Here is an 18,864-nt window from a genome sequence, read left to right as displayed (position 1 = left end):
GCGCGATGTGACGCATACCCGGGATATTCCACAATCGTTCTGGCGTGACGCGCAGTTGCCGTGGCTGGAGCTGCGTAGCACCTGGCGTAGTCATCAAGCCTATAAACGCCATCATCATTCTCAGCTCTCGGTTGGAGCGATTCTTGAAGGTGAGACGTGCTGCCAGTGTGATGGCAAAGAATACCTCCTGAGCTCAGGCGACCTCATTGTGATCCCATCGCTGGCACCTCACAGCTGTAACCCCGTTAATGGGCGGTTTCGCAGTTACCATATGCTCTATCTTGATGCCCGGTGGTGCCTGGCCCATCTGCCTGCGCTGAGCAGCAATCAGCAGCTTTACCCACGCAATCCCGTTATCCGCGATCCGCAATTATTCCAGCGCTATTTGCGCCTCGTGGTGCTCATGCAGCGGCAACAAACGACACAGATAACCGATGCCGCGCAGGCACTGCTGCGCTCGCTGCCGTTGCAATCGGTAAAAGCGGAAAACCTTAGCGCTGCCAGCGCGTATCTGCGTGAACGGTTGCAGTCCTGTTTGTTTGCGCCCCCCTCGCTGGACGATCTGGCTTATGAATGCCACATGCGTAAAGAGACGCTGATCCGTAACTTTAAGCAGGACACCGGCCTGACGCCGGGGAGTTATCTGAATATCCTGAGAGTTAACTATGCCCGCCAGCGGCTGCGTGCCGGGGACGAAATTGCGGATGTCGGCTACCAGAGCGGGTTTGCCGACCAGAGCCATTTCCATCGCACCTTTGTGCGCTACACCGCGGCTACACCGCGTCAGTATGCATTAGGACGATCAATATCAGACAATAATTAGCGCGGCATCAGGCGTAGGGTGAACTCGGATTCCTGCTCTGAGGTCACTATGTCACTGCTTGCTGAACTTTTTCCGTCTGCGTTTCCCGCGTTGGCACTGGCGCATTTTGTCGCACTCCTCAGCCCGGGTCCGGACTTCTTTTTACTGGTCGGCTATGCCGTACGTTACCGGATGCGCGGCAGCGCCGGGCTGTGCGTGGGGATCGCCATCGGCAACGGGCTGTATATCCTGCTGGCGATTATCGGTTGGGGGATCCTGCGTCAGCTTCCTCTGCTGTTTACAGTTATTAAGCTATTGGGCGCACTCTATTTATTGTGGATTGGCAGCCTGCTGATACGCAGCCGCCCACAAACACTGACCGGAGCAGACGCCCAGTCGACCTGTCCAGGATTTGGCAAACAGCTGCTGCTGGGGTTAGCTTCGTCACTACTCAACCCTAAAAATGCGTTGTTTTATCTGGCGCTAATGACCGCCCTGCTCGGCCCGTCGGTGACGTTGCTGCAACAAAGCATGAGCGGGATATGGATGACCAGCGTGGTGCTGTTCTGGGATCTGCTGATCGTCATGTTCATCGGTTTACCGCAGATCCAGCGACGCTTAACCAGAGGGATATTGTGGGTAGAGCGTATCGCCGGCGGCGTACTGATCATCTTCGGTTGTGCCATCGCGCTGCGTTTTTTGCAAAACATCTTACTCTGATAAACGTGGCGATTTTCTGCAAATAAACCGGATAAACTCGTTTAATTAATATCCAATCCACATTACACTGCAAATGGTTGCTACCCGTTCAACTTACTCTTCTTGAGGTGCGATGTGCTGATTGTTACCTGTAATCGTTACGCTTTCTGACCCTGCGTTAGTGAGCGTTTCTCCTGTTTGCGCTTCACGCAGACAGCGTTTTTGATTACATGAAATTCAGTACATTTGCAGTCTGCTTTTATTCTGTCATCGGTCTGACGTCTTAAAGACGGTATTGAGTTTCGTTATTCCCGTTGAGGGTTTTCTCCCGACAAGGAGCTGTTTTATGCAACGGATTCTCGCGTTTTTCTCCCAACGCGCTACGACGCTATTTTTTCCTATTGCATTGATTTTGTATGATTTCGCCGCCTATCTGTCGACGGACTTGATCCAGCCCGGCATCATTAATGTCGTACGCGATTTCAACGCCGATGTCAGTCTGGCGCCCGCGGCGGTCAGTCTCTATCTGGCTGGTGGTATGGCGCTGCAATGGTTGTTAGGACCGCTTTCCGATCGGATTGGCCGCCGTCCGGTACTGATTGCGGGAGCGCTAATTTTTACGCTCGCCTGCGCTGCCACATTGTTCACCACCTCGATGACGCAATTTCTGGTCGCCCGTTTTGTGCAGGGCACCAGCATCTGTTTTATCGCCACCGTCGGCTATGTCACGGTGCAGGAGGCATTTGGGCAAACAAAGGCTATTAAGCTGATGGCGGTAATCACCTCCATTGTGCTGGTGGCGCCGGTTATCGGCCCGCTTTCCGGAGCCGCGCTGATGCATTTTGTACACTGGAAGATCTTGTTTGCCATTATCGCCGTCATGGGGCTTATCGCACTCATTGGACTCACGTTAGCAATGCCAGAAACCGTCCAGCGTGGCGCGGTGCCGTTCAGTGCGCGCAGCGTCTTACGTGATTTTCGCGACGTTTTCCGCAACCGGGTGTTCCTGTTTGGCGCAGCCACGCTGTCGTTGAGCTATATCCCGATGATGAGTTGGGTGGCAGTCTCACCGGTGATCCTCATTGATGCTGGCGGCATGACCACATCCCAGTTTGCCTGGGCGCAGGCGCCGGTGTTTGGCGCGGTGATCGTCGCCAATATGGTGGTCGTCCGCTTCGTGAAGGATCCGACCCGGCCACGCTTTATCTGGCGAGCGGTTCCCATTCAGTTGAGCGGGCTGGCGGTATTGATTGCTGGCAATTTACTGTGGCCGCACGTGTGGTTGTGGTCAGTACTGGGGACCAGCCTGTATGCGTTTGGCATTGGAATGATCTTCCCAACGTTATTCCGCTTTACACTATTTTCCAACAACTTACCGAAGGGTACAGTTTCGGCGTCGTTGAATATGGTGATCCTGACGGTGATGGCGGTTTCTGTCGAAATTGGGCGTTGGTTATGGTTCAACGGCGGCAGGATTTCGTTTCATCTGCTGGCGGTGGTGGCAGGTATTGCCGTCGTGTTCACGCTGGCAGGCTTACTGAAGCGCGTACGTCAGCATGAGGCAACCGCATTAGCCGCAGAGAGTTAACCTTCTACGAACTGCCCCCATTCGTGAACACTGATATTGTGTTTAGCGGTTGGGGGCAATCCATCATAGTGCATCAACTTTTAATCATCTGACGAGAGATAACGGAACTTCCGCATCGGGTTCATGCGTGATCCGATTACGCAGGTCGCGACGAATCATTTCAATGACCCAAAACCAGAAAATATGTCCAATAATTTCCGACACATATTCATCAAATGGCAGCTGAGACAAGGGCGGCGAAAGATGAAGGGCGGGAATGAAGATGCCATGAACTGCCACCGTCACGATTAAACCTGCCAGTACCCCCTGCCAAAGTTTAACTTTTGGAAAAATTTCAGCTGCAACGCAATACCCGACTGCAAACACTAATGAAAATATGATGTGCGTAACCATAACCGGATTAATCACATGTTCAGAAAAGGTATAGACCGTTTGCGTGGGATCAATCCCCAAATAGTCTCGGAGAAAAAGGTACGGAGGATTAAACTCATTTCTTCCCAGAGAAAATGTCCTGGGTGGAAGAGGAACTTCGGCCCCCCACTTAACAAATGCAGAAAGTACGCCAGAAACGATGCCGACTAACACGGCAGCGCCATAATGGCGGCGTTCAGTTGGTGTCCTCGTGAATAAATCTTTCAGCTTCATAACTCATCATCCCCTCTGTGCCAGTAACCCTAAAAATCAGTAACTATGCTATCCAGGAGTGATGATAAAAATCGTGATTAAGATTATCCTTGATAAAAAATGATCTAAAATGACTGATTATGAGTTAATTTGATTGTAAATATAACGTCACCGCGTATGTCATGCAGGCGTTTTATCCGGCCTACTGGGTTACGTAGGCCGGATAAGGATCAACGCCATCCGGCAGCGAGTCTGTCACCTCATGCGATGCGCGCAAACCCCGCTTCCAGATCGGCAATCAGATCGTCAACATCTTCCAGACCAATATGCACCCTGACCAGCGTGCCGCTGAAATCAACCTCTCCGGCCGGGCGAATGCTGTTCAGCTCTTCCGGTTGATTCGCCAGAATGAGTGACTCAAAACCGCCCCAAGAATAGGCCATATGGAACAGCGAGAAATTATCGAGGAAATTCGCCATCTGCTCGTCGGTCAGTCTCTTTTTCAGCACAAACGAGAACAGGCCTGAGCTTCCGGCAAAGTCACGTTGAAAATACTCGTGTCCCGGACATTCCGCTAATGCAGGATGATTCACCCGCGCCACTTCCGGCCTTGCCGACAGCCAGCGGGCAATGTGAATACTGCTCTCCTGATGCTGCTTCAGACGTACCGCCAGCGTACGTAATCCGCGGCTACCGTTGTAGGCTGTGTCGGCATCCAGCGTTTGCCCCATCAGATAGGAGTTCTCTCGCAAACGGTCCCAACAGCGGGCGTTAGACACCGCCGTTCCCAGCATGCCATCCGAATGGCCTATGGTGTACTTGGTGCCTGCCTGAATGGAAATATCCACCCCGAAATCCAGTGCCTTGAAGAGAACACCCGCTGCCCAGGTATTGTCGATCATAATGACAATCTCCGGATTCACCGCGCGAATAGCCTTCACCATTCCCGGTACATCCTGGACTTCCATCGTGATAGAACTTGGTGATTCGAGGAACACCACCTTCGTTTCCGGACGCAGAAGATCAACGATCCCAGCCCCAATCAACGGATCGTAATACGTTGTTTCTACGTTAAATTTACTCAGGATCTTATTGCAAAAATCCTGAGTTGGCTCATAGGCCGCGCCCGTCATCAAAATATGATCGCCGCTTTGGACGAATGCCAGAATCGCATTGGTCACCGCTGCGGCTCCACACGGATACAGCGCGCAGCCGACACCGCCTTCCAGCTCACTCATGGCTTTCTGGAAGGCAAAATGCGTATAGGTTCCGCGACGACCGTAAAACAGTTCGCCGTTAGCACGGTTGGCGGTGGCAAATTTCTTATCCTTCACGGTATCGAACACCAGCGAAGAGGCGCGTTGGATCACCGGATTCACCGCTCCCTGGGTATAGCGTTTGTCGCGACCAGCAACGACCAGATGCGTTTCAAGCTTCATAGCGTCTTTCATAACTTCTCCTGTTCTTAATCCGTGTGAAAACCTATACCACCGCAGCAGTAGAGTTTATTTCAGTGTTGGTCTGCTTTTTTCCAGCGAACCGTTCGACAATCTGTGCCGCATTCAAATCATGGATGACGTTAATCAATGTAGCTGGCGCATCGGTAATGGTGCCCAGTACCACCAGCATCGGGATCGCTTCCATCGGCAGACCCAACGTGGTGACGATAAAGATCTCGCCAAGGAACGCCCCACCGGGTACGCCGCCGACGATAATGGCGGAGAGCACCGCAATCAGCATCGTCAGGAAGAAGGTTTCGGTGGTGAACTCCATACCCAGCACGGAATAGATAAAGACAATTTTCAGTGCGGCTATCATCGCCACGCCGCCTTTATTCAGGTTCACCAGCAGCGGAATGGAGACATCAACGATTTCCGGGTTGATCCCCATCGCTTTACCGGCGCGCAGCGTCACCGGGAGCGTACCCAGCGAAGAACAGGTCCCCAGCGCGGTTGCAGAGGGTTCAATCGCGTTACGCCAAAAGGCTTTCACCGCCGGAATACCGCCGCCAATGTACGAATAGAGAATAGAGCCAAAAACAAAGTAGACCAGCGTAGCAACCATAAACAGGCCAATGGCGCGGGCAAAGGTTAGCAGCAGAGCAGAGTCCTGGCTGGCCATGGTGGCGGCGAAGTAGCAGCCCAGACCAATCGGCGCAACCTTCATGATGATTGAGACGATCTTCATGATCACCGTGTTGGCATCTTCCAGCAGTGAGGCAATGCGTTTCCCAGCCTGATCCGATTGGCCAATCGCCACACCCGCAATGATCGCCATCACGATCAGCGCCAGGATATTGGACTTAGAAAACAGTCCAATAAAGTCGCTGGTGGTAATCATGCTCACAAAATCCATCTTGCCGCTGCCCGCCTGCACGGACTGCGAGAGATCGATAGTGACGCCCTGCGCCGGGTTATACCAGAGCGCCAGCGCGACGATCCCGGCCGCCGGAATAAAGGCCATCGCGATCGAAACAATAAAGATAATCGCCATAATGCGTCCCAGCCTTTTCAGGTCGGTCATACTGGCGATCGAAGACATAACGCTGATCCCCACCAGCGGCACAATAATCATAAATAACAGGTTTAAGAATATCTGACCTATTGGCTGGAGTTTACCTGCCAACGATGGGGCATAAATACCTAATAAGCCGCCAATCACCAGAGCAACTAATAAAATAATCGACGATCTGTAGGGTTCGAGTCGTGACCACATAATCGGTACCTTTAGAATAATAATTAATGAGATTAAATTCACAATGTGATGAGTTGCCGTTGCGCCTCCTGTTATTTTGTGACGTAACTCACCTAAGTTGTTATTTTTTCATTTTGCCAGTAAGTTGTTTCCTGTGATTCAATAGTTGCATGTTTAAAAGCCGAATGTAACGGCCTATTCGTACCGTTTTTGCAAATCACTTGTGAATTAAAGGAAACTATGAGTACGCCGATTTCACTCAAGCATCTGGAATTTTTTACGAAAATCGTCGATTGCGGGGGGCTGTCAGAAGCCGCGGCGCAGCTCAATGTCTCGCCGTCTGCGGTCAGTAAAAGCCTGGCCGCGATGGAAGACACGCTGGGGACGACGTTAATTAAACGCACCACCCGCAGTATTACCCTGACCGACGCCGGGCAATATCTCTTCAACCGCGCTAATAAGCTTTTGAAAGAATTCGATGAAACGCTGAATACCACTTCCGGTTATTACCACAGTCCACAGGGTGAATTACGTATAACCTGCTCAATTGCGTTTGGTTATTCCCGACTGGTGAACCTGGTGGATAAATATCGCGCTCAGTTCCCGGATGTGAATTTATATATCGATCTCAACGATAACTTCGTGAATCTGAACGAAACGGATTTCGACATCGCTCTGCGCATTTCTACCGCGCCGCCGCAGAACTATGCCATGCGCAAGCTGGTGCCTGTCCGCTGGGCGTATTGCGCCTCACCCGGCTACCTTGCCAAAAAAGGCATGCCCCAGCGCCGCAGCGATCTGGTCAACCATGATTGCCTGGTGTATCCGGGTCTCACGCCAGTGCTGAAAGTGGCTGATGAACATGATCGTCTGCATCAACTCAAACTGCATATGCCGATCCAGGCCAATAGCAGCCTGGTATTACTGAAGTCGGTACTGGAAGATCAGGGCGTGGCGTACTTGCCGACCTACCTGATTGGCGATCATATTCAAAAAGAAGAGATAACGCCGTTGATGCTCGACGGCACGATTACCTGTGAAACTCATGCTCTGTATGCGCTCTATTTTCCCAGTAAGTACAGCAACCCCAAGGTACGATCGTTTATCGATTTTCTGGTAGCGGAACTCGGTCCCTTACCTGCCTGGGACAACTGGATCCCGGAGTAAGATCTGGTCGCTTAAAAACGAGGGCCGCACCACATTTTTTGCACGATCCTGTCGTCTGGCTCTATTCTTAAGCCTATGAATAAAATTGCTGAACTCAAACGCGCCAAACGACTGGCGCTCTCATTGCTGCTGATTGCCGCCGCCACTTTCGTTATCACGCTGTTTCTGCCGCCTAACTTCTGGGTGCTCGGAATCAAAGCGATCGCCGAAGCGGCGATGGTCGGCGCACTGGCGGACTGGTTTGCCGTGGTGGCGCTTTTTCGCCGGGTGCCGATCCCTTTTATCTCGCAACATACGGCGATTATCCCGCGCAATAAGGATCGGATCGGGGAAAATCTCGGTCAGTTTGTGCAGGAAAAATTTCTCGACACTCAGTCCCTGGTCGCGCTGATCCGCCGCCATGAACCGGCGCTGTTGATCGGGAACTGGTTCAGCCAGCCGGAAAACGCCCGACGTATCGGCCAGCACCTGCTGCAAATTATGAGCGGTTTTCTCGAACTGACCGACGACGCCCGCATTCAGCGGCTGATCAAGCGGGCAGTGCACAAGGCCATCGATAAAGTTGATCTCTCTGAAACCAGCGCATTGATGCTGGAAAGCATGACCAAAAACAATCGCCATCAGGTGCTGCTCGACACGCTGATCGCCCAACTGATCTCTCTGTTACAACGCGATAGCTCGCGGGCATTTATCGCCCGGCAGATCGTGCACTGGCTGGAGACCGAACATCCGCTGAAAGCGAAGATCCTGCCGACCGAATGGCTGGGCGAGCACAGCGCCGAACTGGTTTCTGACGCCGTAAACTCTTTGCTGGATGACATCAGCCACGATCGCGCCCATCAGATCCGCCACGCCTTCGATCGCGCGACGTTTAAGCTCATCGATAAGCTCAAACACGATCCGGAAATGGCCGTGCGAGCGGAAAGCCTCAAAAGCTATCTGAAAGAAGACGAAGCCTTCAACCGTTATCTCGGCGAGCTGTGGGCAGACCTGCGTCAGTGGCTGAAAACCGATATCAACGCCGATGATTCTCGCGTGAAGCAGCGCATTGCCAATGCCGGGCAGTGGTTCGGTGAAACGCTGGTTGCCGACAGCGCCCTGCGCGCTTCATTGAATGGGCATCTGGAGCAGGCCGCGCATAAGGTTGCGCCGGAGTTCGCCACCTTCCTGACGCGCCACATTAGCGACACAGTGAAAAGCTGGGATGCGCGCGATATGTCACAGCAAATTGAGCTAAACATTGGCAAAGATTTGCAGTTTATCCGCGTCAACGGCACGCTGGTCGGCGGTTCTATTGGGCTGCTGTTATATCTGCTGTCGCAAATACCTTCCCTGCTGACGCTGGCGAATCTTTAAGGGGACCACCTTGCTGGTGACGCCGCTCGCCCGTCAACTTAGCGTGCCGCGCAATATTAATCTGCTGGGAAGCGGCGCTCAGGCCATCATTAGCGCCACGCTGTGTGGTGCCGTTGCGTTGTTTTTTGCTGCGATTATCAGTCTCACGCAATTATATAAACAGCGATTCGCTAACCCTAAAAGGGTATAAATTCATTACCAGGTCTATTCAAACTAGTCCGTTATTTAATGTCAACATTTAATAAATGTATAAATAACCAACAATATACTCATCAGGAAATTTATAAACTCACTTTAAAATGCGTAAAAATGGACATGTTAATTCAACATCAACACCATCTTCAGAAAACACATATATTCTGGTTTAAAAAAATCACGCGTATTAATAATCCTGATCGGTTTAATTTGATCCATTAAAAGCAGGCAGATGTAAAAAAGGCGTCTTACAAAAGACGCCTTTTACATATTATCACAACAAATTAGAACTGATAGGTCAGACCCGCAACAACCTGGTTGTCGCCGTCAGCGCCATCAAGCAGGTTAATTTTATAACCTACATCAGCAACCATATTTTTGTTGAAGTAGTAGTCCGTACCCAGCGCCACATATTCGGTCAGGTCATTATTATTGTTGTCACGCGTATGGACATAAGCCACGTTCGGACGCAGACCAAAATCAAACACATACGCAGCCATCGCTTCAAAGTGCTCAGCTTTGTCCGCATCCTGAATCAGGTTGTGGGACTCACCATACATCGTCGCTACGTAGATGGCGTTAGCATCATACTTCAGGCCAGCACCCCAGAACTCTGCGTTTTCGCCATCCCAACCATTCTGTTTCTGCTGAGCAGTCACAGAACTGGTGGTGTAGGCCGCAATCGCAGACACGCCGGAATCGGCGATATTATCGTAGCCCAGGGAGAAGCCGTAGCCATTGCCATGCTGTTTCGTTGGATCCTTATCGGTATCATCCTGACCCTGATATTGCGCGCCAAGGCTCAGGCCATCAACGGCACCAAACAGATTTTTGGTGCGGAGTGTTGCAACGCCAGAAGTACGTGTAGTAAGGAAGCGGTCAGTATTTTCATAGGAGTCACCGCCGAACTCTGAAAGAGTGTCAGTGTAAGCTCCCACGTCGTAAGCGATACCGTAGTTACGACCGTAGTCAAAGCTAACGTCATGGCCATAATCCAGACCAGCAAACGCCAGACGTGTATTAACACCATTCTGAGAACCTTCTGCTTTAGCGGCATCAAACTGACTTTCAAACTGACCATAGCCAGTCAGTTGATCGTTGATTTGAGTCTCACCGCGAAAACCCAGACGTGCGTAGGTGCCGTCAGCATCGGTGCCGTCAGTCCAGGAGTGGACCGCTTTTACTTTGCCGTACAAATCAAGTTTGTTGCCATCTTTATTATAAATTTCCGCTGCATGAGCGGAAGTGATGCCTAATGCCATCACTGCTAATACCACTGCTGACTTTTTCATATTTTTACTCACTTTTAATTGTGAATTTTGCTATCAACTTTGTTATGAAGGCAGAAAGTCCTCATAAAAAAGCCCCCTGAATACCAAGGGGAGAAATCAAAAACACACCAATAAAGGCAATAATGAAGTGGCAATAAATAATTCACTACTCAGATTTCATTCAAAACCCGGAATAAGGTCAGCCAGGTTTACTCTTGATTCTCGCCCTGGTTAATAGAGCGATGTAGCATTAACGCCTCAGCGATAATATCTTGTTTACTTTTTCGCGTTTCAAATGCCAGCGTTCGGACATATTCCCACAGAGAATTATCAACACGGGCACTTAAAAGAACCATATCTTTAGATCGGGTACCCCTGGCTTTTCGGATATCGGGATAATCTCGAGAAGGCATCGTCATCATCTCCTGAACGCAATAAGACGCTTATGGCGATGAAATATGCAGTCAGTGTAAAAACATGTCAACGGTAAAAAACATTCACAATCGTAATAAAACTGTTAATAAAGCGAGGTAAAATGGAACGATATTTCAAGTGAAAGATAACTTGTTTATAGAATAATGTGTAATTTTAACTTTACATATATTCATTTTTATTCATTTGATTAGAAACGTATGAAGCATTGACACTAATTATTACACTCAATCAAAACATCATTGCAGCCAATAAGTTACATACCGTTATTAATGTCTACTTTTATGCGAACTGCTTGTTTTTATGTACTGTTATGCAAAGCGGTTCTACCCAAACCACTGCCGGAATCACTTTGATTCTCACTTAATGCTGACCTGTTTTGTCTAAAAATAAGCACGAAAAGGTAAAAATAAGGTAAATAACCCATTTTTTCGCATGCAAAATTAAGTTGCTTTTAATTGATATAAATCAATTTACGTCGTGTAAAGACGGCGAAAAAATCCCGGCTGAGGCGCCAGACAAAATTTTTTATGTCCAATTCAGCACGATAAAAGGGGAATAATCACGAGGGAAAGTACCACACGGACCGAAGCTGTCCGTGTGGCTGAAGAAGCGAAATCAGGCGTTAACTTTATCCAGCGGCCAGGACTCGAACAGATAGCCATCAAAGTCGATATCATCGACATTTGAAAATTCCAACAGCCGTTGTTTGACGTTTTCCAGATGCTGCCACATTGCCAGCTTGGCCGCGCGGGCGTCCTTTTTAATTAACGCCGCCAGGATCTGCTTGTGGTCGACCATCCACTCTTTACGGTAATGAGTATCATCGAGGTGGCTATGAAGCTGGATCCACATCGGGTTGTTCTCACGCCACTGCCATGACTGGCGAAATAACTCCACCAGCATGCTGTTATGCGTGGCTTCCGCAATCGCCAGATGAAACTGCATATCACCGCTTTCTGATCCATTCGCTTCGCTGGAGGCCAGCTCACGCTCTTCCAGTTGCAACGCCTGACGCATTTTGACGATGTCTTCGCGAGTGGCCTGCAGCGCGGCAAATTCAGCGATGTTGCTTTCCAGCAACTGGCGCGCCTGCAGCAGTTCAAACGGACCGGCATCGTTGCAGTGATTTGCATCCGTACTGTCGATACTCTGCGCATCCGCATTGTCGAGCACGTAGATTCCGGCGCCGCGACGCACGTCCACCAGTCCTTTAATTTCCAGCATGATTAATGCTTCGCGCACCACCGTACGAGTGACATTAAGCATCTCAGCAATTTCACGCTCCGGCGGCAAACGCTCACCGGGCTGGTACGGCGTCTGGACAATCAGATCGCGGATCATGGCACCCACTTCCTGGTAGGGTCTTTGTTGAGAAGTGTTCGATTTCATCGTGTTATGTCCGTCAGAAGCGTGTAATCAGATACGGTGAATAGGTATCGAACTATAGCATTTGCGGCAAGTCAAAAACAGAAAACGGGTCAACCAAATCAGTATTTTGATTGACCCGTCATAGTTCGGGGATTTAAGCGTCAGCGCTTAGCGCGGCAACACACTCACGCGCGCCCAGCTCGCACAGTTGTTGATACATGGCGATAACCGTCTCAACAAAGTCGGCGTTTTCCGCCAAATCATGACCAAAAATCCCGCTCAGCCCCAGCAGCGCCGTCACACGTTCAGCCCCCTGGTACCGTTGGTTAATACGCTGGAATTCAGCCAGCATTGGGTCAACAACATCAATGGCCTGCCCCTGCTCATCCACGCCGTGGGTATAACGCATCCAGCCCGCGACGCCAAGCGCCAGGTGACGCCAGTCGCTGCCGTTTTGCAGGTGCAGACGCACCGGATCCAGCAGGCGCTGCGGCAGTTTCTGGCTGCCATCCATCGCAATCTGCCAGGTGCGGTGGCGCAGAGACGGGTTGCTAAAACGTTCGATCAGCAGCGTCGCATAGGCGTTGAGATCGGTGCCTTCCGGCATCGCCAGCGTCGGCGCCTGTTCCTGCATCATCAGCGCAAACGCCGCTTTGCGATACGCGGGATTGGTCATGGTATCGGCGATAGTTTCATACCCGCCAAGATAGCCCAGATACGCGAGGAAAGAGTGGCTGCCGTTAAGCATGCGCAATTTCATCATTTCAAACGGCACTACATCGGCAACGAACTGCGCGCCGACTTTATCCCAGTCCGGGCGACCGTTGACGAAGTTGTCTTCAATCACCCACTGACGGAACGGCTCACAGGCGATAGCACATGGATCGTAAACGCCCAACTGGTCGGCAATTTCCTGCAACGTTTCTGGCGTCGCTGCCGGAACAATGCGGTCTACCATGGTGCATGGGAAGGTGGCGTTAGCTGCAATCCACTCCGCTAACTGCGGGTCGCGCGCCTGCGCCAGGCCCAGCACCGCGACTTTCGCCACATGACCATTTTCACGCACGTTATCGCAGGACATCACGGTAAAGGCCGCCAGCCCCTGCTCGCGACGCAGATGCAACGCCTGTACGATGTACCCAATCGCCGATTTCGGCGCGGTCGGGTTCGCCAGATCGTGCTTAATCAGTGGGTTATTGAGATCTAACTGGCCGCTGGCAGCGTCGGTGCAGTACCCTTTTTCCGTAACCGTCAGCGAGACAATCGCCGTCTGCGGGCGCGCCATGGCCTGTAAAATACCGTCGCAACCGTCAAGATCCGGGTGCAGCGCTTCTTTCATCGAGCCAATCACTTTCAGCACGGTGTTGTCCGCGCCCTTTTCCGCCACGGTATACAGCAGTTGCTGCTTGCGCAGATTTTCAATCAGTACGCAGTCGTTACCCGGCATCAGGTTAACTTCACAGATACCCCAGTCGCTGTCGGTGGTTTCTAAGAGATGGTGGGTGTACAGCGCCTGATGTGCGCGGTGAAAAGCCCCGCATCCCAGGTGAACAATACGGGATTGCAGGCGAGAACTGTCCCACGCCGGACGCGCAACCGGCAGGTTGCTACTGGCAATTGTCGTTGTCATCGTGAACTCCAGAAGCCGTTGGAATACCAACGGAAGAGAAAAGGGAAAAGCCGGCCAGACAGGTGACCGGCAAATCTGCTTTAACGGCTGAAGAAAGCGCGCTGGATAGCCATTTCAACACCACGCACTTCCGCCAGCCCTTTCAGGCGACCAATCGCGGAGTAACCGGGGTTGGTTTTCTTTTTCAGATCGTCAAGCATCTGATGACCGTGATCCGGTCGCATGGGGATCAGATCCTCTTTGCCCTCAGCTTTACGACGTTGCTCTTCTTCGACGATCGCTTTCACCACTTCGTACATGTCAACATCGCCGTTAAGATGCGCCGCTTCATGGAAGGTTTTCGGGTTATCTTCACGCAGCGTGGAGCGCAGATGGGTGAAGTAAATGCGCGGACCAAACTGTTTGATCATGTCAACCAGGTCGTTGTCCGCACGAACGCCGTAGGAGCCGGTGCACATGGTAAAACCGTTCGCCATGCTGCTGACCGTATCCACCATCCACTGCATATCTTCCACGGTGGAAACAATACGCGGCAGGCCGAGGATCGGGCGCGGCGGATCGTCCGGGTGTACCGCCATACGCACACCAGCTTCTTCTGCCACCGGAATGATCGCTTTCAGGAAGACGGCAAAATTCTCGCGCAGCGCGGTTTTATCGATATCTTTGTAACGCTCAAGATGCTGACGGAACTGATCGAGGGTATAGCCTTCTTCCGCGCCCGGCAGACCGGCGATGATATTGCGGGTCAAACGCGCTTTGTCTTCATCGCTCATGGTTGCGAAGCGTTCACTGGCCTGAGCAATCTCTTCGGCGGTGTAGTCTGCTTCCGCGCCCGGACGTTTGAGGATATGCAGCTCAAAGGCGGCAAATTCAATCTGGTCAAAACGCAACGCTTTGGAGCCGTCCGGCAGGACGTATTCCAGATCGGTACGGGTCCAGTCGAGAACCGGCATAAAGTTATAGCACACGGTACGAATGCCGCACTGGGCCAGGTTACGCAGGCTCTGCTGGTAATTGGCGATCCACTGCTGATAGTTGCCAGAACGAGTTTTAATGTCTTCGTGGATCGGCACGCTTTCGACGACCGACCAGACCAGGCCCGCCTGCTCAATAATCGCTTTGCGCTTTAGGATCTCATCAACCGTCCACACTTCCCCGTTCGGGATATGGTGCAAAGCGGTGACAACGCCCGTGGCACCCGCCTGACGCACATCCGCTAAGGTGACCGGATCGTTAGGGCCATACCAGCGCCATGTCTGTTCCATGTTTTGTTCCTCGTTTACATTATGGACTCGACGATATGGCGCATAAATTCCTCCTTTTGGTATTACATGTCAACCTCAACAGCAAAATTGGTTAACCAAATCACAATGAAAGCCGTTTTGATCCTATGAGCGGCGCAAAAATACACGGTGAATATGTAAACATGTAACGCTATGTGACATCCATCGCATCAATGGTTAACCAATATATGTAACATCTCAACCAAAATCATAATGGTTCAACCAAAAGAAGGTAGACGTTTTATGCACGTTCTCAATATTCTGTGGGTCGTATTCGGCATCGGTCTGATGCTGGTACTTAATCTAAGATTCAAAATAAACTCGATGGTCGCCCTGCTGCTGGCGGCGCTCTCGGTCGGCATGCTGGCGGGTATGGATTTAATGGAGCTGCTGCACACCATGAAATCCGGTTTCGGCAGTACGCTGGGAGAGCTGGCGATTATCGTGGTATTCGGGGCGGTCATCGGTAAGCTGATGGTTGATTCCGGGGCAGCGCATCAGATTGCCCATACGCTACTGGCGCGCCTCGGCCTGCGCTATGTGCAGTTGTCGGTGATCATTATTGGTCTGATCTTCGGCCTGGCGATGTTCTATGAAGTAGCGTTTATTATGCTGGCGCCGCTGGTGATCGTTATTGCTGCGGAAGCGAAGATCCCGTTCCTCAAGCTGGCGATCCCCGCCGTTGCCGCCGCCACCACCGCGCACTCCCTGTTCCCGCCGCAGCCTGGCCCGGTGGCGCTGGTTAATGCCTACGGCGCTGACATGGGCATGGTCTACATCTACGGTATTCTGGTAACCATTCCGAGCGTAATCTGCGCCGGACTTATCCTGCCGAAATTCCTCGGCAACCTCGATCGTCCGACGCCGTCATTCATGAAAGCCGACGTCCCGGTTGACCAGAACAATCTGCCGTCATTCGGCGTGTCTATTCTGGTGCCGCTGATCCCGGCGATCATCATGATCTCCACCACCATCGCCAACATCTGGCTGGTAAAAGGGACACAAGCATGGGAAGTGGTCAACTTCCTCGGCTCTTCACCGATTGCAATGTTCATCGCCATGATTGTTGCCTTCGTGCTGTTTGGTACCGCGCGTGGTCATGATATGCAATGGGTCATGAACGCCTTTGAAAACGCGGTGAAAAGTATCGCGATGGTGATCCTGATCATCGGCGCGGGCGGCGTACTGAAGCAGACCATCATCGACACCGGCATTGGCGATACCATCGGTATGTTGATGTCGCACGGCAATATTTCCCCGTACATCATGGCGTGGTTGATAACCGTATTAATTCGTCTGGCAACCGGTCAGGGCGTGGTCTCAGCCATGACGGCGGCGGGAATTATCAGCGCAGCCATCCTCGACCCGGCAACCGGTCAACTGGTGGGCGTCGATCCGGCGTTACTGGTGCTGGCAACGGCGGCAGGCTCCAACACCCTGACCCACATCAACGATGCCTCGTTCTGGCTGTTCAAAGGCTACTTTGACCTGTCGGTGAAGGATACGCTGAAAACCTGGGGTCTGCTGGAACTGGTAAACTCCGTGGTGGGTTTGATGATCGTGTTGATCATCAGCATGATTGCATAACGTCTGTCCCGCTCTGGCCAGTAGCGCCAGAGCGGTTTTCCATCCTGTCTTAGCAATCCTCAATAATCAGATACACTGCCTTCACCGGGCCATGCACCCCAACCACCTTGATAAGCTCAATATCCGCCGTCGAACTGGGTCCACTGATAATGTTAATGCACGACGGCATCCGCTCACCGGCCTGCGCTTTCTGATGCAGTTTTTCCGCCAGCTGCGCTACGCGCGGCAGGATGGTGCTTTTACGCAGCACGAAAATCGACGACTCCGGCAACAGGCTCAGGGAACGCCCGCGCTCCGGCGCGGAAAACAGCACCACACCGCCGGACTCGGTCAGGCCATACTCGGCATAGACCACGCCGACTTTCGCCTGCTCGGCCTGGGTAATATTTTCGCTACCGCGCGCCGGGTCCCAGACCACAGCGTTGCATGCCTGCTGTAAGCGTTCGGTAATGCCCAGTTCCACCAGCCGACTGTCGCCGCTCAGTACCACCGGTTGTGGCCCCAGTTCCTCACACAGGCGGAGCGCCGCGTCTGCGGCCTGATCCTCGCGGGTCAGTTCGCAGCGGGCCAGCATCACCTCGCTGGCAAACTGGATAAACGCCTCGCAGCGCTGCCCGGGGCTCAGTTCGGTCAGGCGCTCGTTGGCATAGTTGTTAACCGGCGCGGCATCCGCGTGCGGTTCGAAACGCAGCGGGCGACCCAACGCCTGGGCGACGGTGTTTAAAAATGCGGTACGGTTATCCATTTTTTTTCTCCTGCGCCTGATGTTTCTTAAACCAGCTGCGGAAACTCTCGCCGTCAGCATCAGGCAGATCGCGCGCCTCCATCCAGTCTCCAATAGCGCCAACCTTAAGCGGCGTTTTACCGCCATTGATAAACCAGCTCGCCGCGTGGGCCCCGGCCATCATGCCGACCTTCCACAGCCCTGGATGGCTGTTGGCATAAGCGAACATTTTGATCGCCCGTCGCTCGGCTTTCGGGGTAATGCCCTCCTCGGCCATCACCCGGCGATGCCGCAGGATCAGTTTTGACAGAGGGATCCGCACCGGACAGACGCTGTCACAGGCCGTGCACAGTGAACAGGCATACGGCAGGTCTTTAAAATCTTTATAGCCGCCGAGCAGCGGAGAGATCACTGCGCCGATGGGACCTGGATAGATGGAGCCATAGCCATGCCCGCCGATATGACGATACGCCGGACAGGTGTTCATACAGGCTCCGCAGCGGATGCAGCGCAGCACATCACGAAACGCTGAGCCCAGCACCTGCGAGCGCCCGTTATCGACAATCACCAGATGAAATTCTTCCGGTCCGTCAACGTTATCCGCCTCACGCGGGCCGGTCAGCCAGGTGTTGTAGCCCGTCAGACGTGCGCCCACGGCGCTGCGCGCCAGCATAGTGATCAGTACATCCACATCGGCAAACGTCGGTGCGATACGCTCCATACCCATCACCGCAATGTGCGTTTTCGGCAGCGTGGTGCACATGCGCGCGTTGCCTTCGTTGGTCACCAGACACACCGAGCCAGTTTCCGCCACGGCAAAGTTGCAGCCGGTAATGCCGATTTCGGCACTCAGGAAATCTTCGCGGATCTTCTGGCGAATGAATAAGGTCATGGCTTCCGGCGTTTCCGGGCCGTCGTAACCCAGACGTTCGTTCAGCACACGGCGAATCTGATAGCGATCTTTATGAATGGCCGGGACCACGACGTGCGAAGGCGGATCCTGATCCAGTTGCAGGATGTATTCGCCGAGATCGGTTTCGATCACCTGAATTCCGGCATCCTGCAGCACATGATTGACGCCGATCTCTTCGGTCACCATCGACTTGGACTTCACCACCTTCTTCGCATTTTTATTCTGTGCGACCTGCAGAATGTAGCGGGTAGCCTCTTCTTTGGTTTTGGCGAAATAGACGTGCCCGCCGTTTTGCGTCACTTTCTCGGAGAGTTGATACAGGTAAGCGTCGAGATTGCTCAGAACGTGATCGCGGATCTGGCTGGCACGATCGCGCCAGTCTTCCCAGTGGCCTAACTCCTCGACCATTTTCTGTCGATTCGCGCCGATACGCTCCTGCGCATTGGCCACGGCTTTGCGCATGATTGGGTCTTCAATCTGCTGACGAATGCGCAGTTTAAATTCTACATCGCTGGTTTTTATCGACAT

16 protein-coding genes and 1 pseudogene are annotated in these 18,864 nt (G+C 52.3%); 7 read left to right on the top strand and 10 right to left on the bottom strand.

Annotation, left to right across the window (positions count from 1 at the left end):
• Positions 1-7: 7 nt before the first annotated feature.
• The 3 genes from FDW97_RS16485 (at position 8) to mdtM (ending at position 3,089) form a co-directional block, all read left to right on the top strand.
• Positions 8-823 (top strand): AraC family transcriptional regulator, encoded by an 816-nt coding sequence (locus FDW97_RS16485; protein ID WP_069324125.1) that lies wholly within the window; start codon positions 8-10, stop codon positions 821-823.
• Between the two features lie 48 nt (positions 824-871).
• Complete coding sequence (locus tag FDW97_RS16480; RefSeq protein WP_137351348.1) at positions 872-1,522, top strand: LysE family translocator; 651 nt, start codon at positions 872-874, stop codon at positions 1,520-1,522.
• Between the two features lie 325 nt (positions 1,523-1,847).
• Positions 1,848-3,089: a multidrug efflux MFS transporter MdtM gene (gene mdtM, locus FDW97_RS16475; RefSeq protein ID WP_038636916.1), complete on the top strand. Its 1,242-nt coding sequence runs from the start codon at positions 1,848-1,850 to the stop codon at positions 3,087-3,089.
• Positions 3,090-3,173: 84 nt separating this feature from the next.
• Here the strand turns inward: mdtM and FDW97_RS16470 are convergent, their stop codons facing one another.
• From FDW97_RS16470 to FDW97_RS16460, 3 genes are all read right to left on the bottom strand, one after another.
• Positions 3,174-3,734: a DUF1440 domain-containing protein gene (locus FDW97_RS16470; protein WP_137351347.1), complete on the bottom strand. Its 561-nt coding sequence runs from the start codon at positions 3,732-3,734 to the stop codon at positions 3,174-3,176.
• 239 nt (positions 3,735-3,973) lie between these two features.
• Entirely contained in the window at positions 3,974-5,164 is a 1,191-nt protein-coding gene (gene metC, locus FDW97_RS16465; protein ID WP_038636913.1) for a cystathionine beta-lyase, read from the bottom strand.
• 31 nt (positions 5,165-5,195) lie between these two features.
• Positions 5,196-6,428 carry a dicarboxylate/amino acid:cation symporter gene (locus FDW97_RS16460; protein WP_038636908.1) on the bottom strand — a complete coding sequence of 411 codons (1,233 nt, stop codon included), beginning with the start codon at positions 6,426-6,428 and terminating at the stop codon, positions 5,196-5,198.
• Positions 6,429-6,647: 219 nt separating this feature from the next.
• On the opposite strand from FDW97_RS16460, the gene FDW97_RS16455 reads away from it, so the two are divergent.
• The 3 genes and pseudogenes from FDW97_RS16455 to FDW97_RS16445 all read left to right on the top strand — a co-directional run.
• Positions 6,648-7,574: a LysR family transcriptional regulator gene (locus tag FDW97_RS16455; RefSeq protein WP_137351346.1), complete on the top strand. Its 927-nt coding sequence runs from the start codon at positions 6,648-6,650 to the stop codon at positions 7,572-7,574.
• Between the two features lie 75 nt (positions 7,575-7,649).
• A complete protein-coding gene (locus FDW97_RS16450) occupies positions 7,650-8,930 on the top strand; it encodes a DUF445 domain-containing protein (protein WP_137351345.1) in 1,281 nt (426 codons plus the stop codon).
• Positions 8,926-9,120: pseudogene (locus FDW97_RS16445) on the top strand (MFS transporter); the annotation flags it as partial. The gene FDW97_RS16450 and the pseudogene FDW97_RS16445, both read left to right, overlap by 5 nt.
• A 289-nt stretch (positions 9,121-9,409) precedes the next feature.
• On the opposite strand, the gene FDW97_RS16440 reads toward FDW97_RS16445, so the two are convergent.
• From FDW97_RS16440 to uxuA, 5 genes are all read right to left on the bottom strand, one after another.
• A complete protein-coding gene (locus FDW97_RS16440) occupies positions 9,410-10,417 on the bottom strand; it encodes a porin (RefSeq protein WP_069324131.1) in 1,008 nt (335 codons plus the stop codon).
• A gap of 188 nt (positions 10,418-10,605) precedes the next feature.
• The gene (locus FDW97_RS16435) at positions 10,606-10,809 is read right to left on the bottom strand and encodes a hypothetical protein (protein ID WP_042312608.1); all 204 of its coding nucleotides are present in this window, start codon (positions 10,807-10,809) and stop codon (positions 10,606-10,608) included.
• Positions 10,810-11,446: 637 nt separating this feature from the next.
• Complete coding sequence (gene uxuR, locus FDW97_RS16430) at positions 11,447-12,220, bottom strand: Uxu operon transcriptional regulator (RefSeq protein ID WP_137351344.1); 774 nt, start codon at positions 12,218-12,220, stop codon at positions 11,447-11,449.
• Positions 12,221-12,353: 133 nt separating this feature from the next.
• Complete coding sequence (locus tag FDW97_RS16425; protein WP_137351343.1) at positions 12,354-13,829, bottom strand: fructuronate reductase; 1,476 nt, start codon at positions 13,827-13,829, stop codon at positions 12,354-12,356.
• Between the two features lie 80 nt (positions 13,830-13,909).
• Entirely contained in the window at positions 13,910-15,094 is a 1,185-nt protein-coding gene (uxuA, locus tag FDW97_RS16420) for a mannonate dehydratase (protein ID WP_137351342.1), read from the bottom strand.
• Between the two features lie 261 nt (positions 15,095-15,355).
• Between uxuA and gntP the strand changes: the two genes are divergently transcribed.
• Positions 15,356-16,699 carry a gluconate permease GntP gene (gene gntP, locus FDW97_RS16415; protein WP_137351341.1) on the top strand — a complete coding sequence of 448 codons (1,344 nt, stop codon included), beginning with the start codon at positions 15,356-15,358 and terminating at the stop codon, positions 16,697-16,699.
• A gap of 49 nt (positions 16,700-16,748) precedes the next feature.
• Here the strand turns inward: gntP and FDW97_RS16410 are convergent, their stop codons facing one another.
• Together FDW97_RS16410 and FDW97_RS16405 are read right to left on the bottom strand one after the other, a co-directional pair.
• The gene (locus tag FDW97_RS16410) at positions 16,749-17,444 is read right to left on the bottom strand and encodes a lactate utilization protein C (protein WP_087857437.1); all 696 of its coding nucleotides are present in this window, start codon (positions 17,442-17,444) and stop codon (positions 16,749-16,751) included.
• Positions 17,437-18,864: a LutB/LldF family L-lactate oxidation iron-sulfur protein gene (locus FDW97_RS16405; protein WP_038636879.1), complete on the bottom strand. Its 1,428-nt coding sequence runs from the start codon at positions 18,862-18,864 to the stop codon at positions 17,437-17,439. The genes FDW97_RS16410 and FDW97_RS16405 overlap by 8 nt, the downstream gene beginning before the upstream one ends.

Source organism: Citrobacter sp. wls708, from assembly GCF_005281255.1.
In the GTDB taxonomy this organism is placed as follows: Bacteria; Pseudomonadota; Gammaproteobacteria; order Enterobacterales; family Enterobacteriaceae; genus Citrobacter; species Citrobacter werkmanii.
This window is presented reverse-complemented; position numbering and strand designations above follow the sequence as displayed.

What these genes read in the sequence shown, in the direction of transcription:
- FDW97_RS16470 (WP_137351347.1), bottom strand. Translation starts at nt 3,734, where the DNA reads ATGAAGCTGAAAGATTTATTCACGAGGACACCAACTGAACGCCGCCAT.
- gntP (WP_137351341.1), top strand. Translation starts at nt 15,356, where the DNA reads ATGCACGTTCTCAATATTCTGTGGGTCGTATTCGGCATCGGTCTGATG.
- FDW97_RS16455 (WP_137351346.1), top strand. Translation starts at nt 6,648, where the DNA reads ATGAGTACGCCGATTTCACTCAAGCATCTGGAATTTTTTACGAAAATC.
- uxuR (WP_137351344.1), bottom strand. Translation starts at nt 12,220, where the DNA reads ATGAAATCGAACACTTCTCAACAAAGACCCTACCAGGAAGTGGGTGCC.
- FDW97_RS16460 (WP_038636908.1), bottom strand. Translation starts at nt 6,428, where the DNA reads ATGTGGTCACGACTCGAACCCTACAGATCGTCGATTATTTTATTAGTT.
- FDW97_RS16405 (WP_038636879.1), bottom strand. Translation starts at nt 18,864, where the DNA reads ATGTCGATAAAAACCAGCGATGTAGAATTTAAACTGCGCATTCGTCAG.
- mdtM (WP_038636916.1), top strand. Translation starts at nt 1,848, where the DNA reads ATGCAACGGATTCTCGCGTTTTTCTCCCAACGCGCTACGACGCTATTT.
- FDW97_RS16450 (WP_137351345.1), top strand. Translation starts at nt 7,650, where the DNA reads ATGAATAAAATTGCTGAACTCAAACGCGCCAAACGACTGGCGCTCTCA.
- FDW97_RS16435 (WP_042312608.1), bottom strand. Translation starts at nt 10,809, where the DNA reads ATGCCTTCTCGAGATTATCCCGATATCCGAAAAGCCAGGGGTACCCGA.
- FDW97_RS16410 (WP_087857437.1), bottom strand. Translation starts at nt 17,444, where the DNA reads ATGGATAACCGTACCGCATTTTTAAACACCGTCGCCCAGGCGTTGGGT.
- FDW97_RS16440 (WP_069324131.1), bottom strand. Translation starts at nt 10,417, where the DNA reads ATGAAAAAGTCAGCAGTGGTATTAGCAGTGATGGCATTAGGCATCACT.
- uxuA (WP_137351342.1), bottom strand. Translation starts at nt 15,094, where the DNA reads ATGGAACAGACATGGCGCTGGTATGGCCCTAACGATCCGGTCACCTTA.
- metC (WP_038636913.1), bottom strand. Translation starts at nt 5,164, where the DNA reads ATGAAAGACGCTATGAAGCTTGAAACGCATCTGGTCGTTGCTGGTCGC.
- FDW97_RS16425 (WP_137351343.1), bottom strand. Translation starts at nt 13,829, where the DNA reads ATGACAACGACAATTGCCAGTAGCAACCTGCCGGTTGCGCGTCCGGCG.
- FDW97_RS16480 (WP_137351348.1), top strand. Translation starts at nt 872, where the DNA reads ATGTCACTGCTTGCTGAACTTTTTCCGTCTGCGTTTCCCGCGTTGGCA.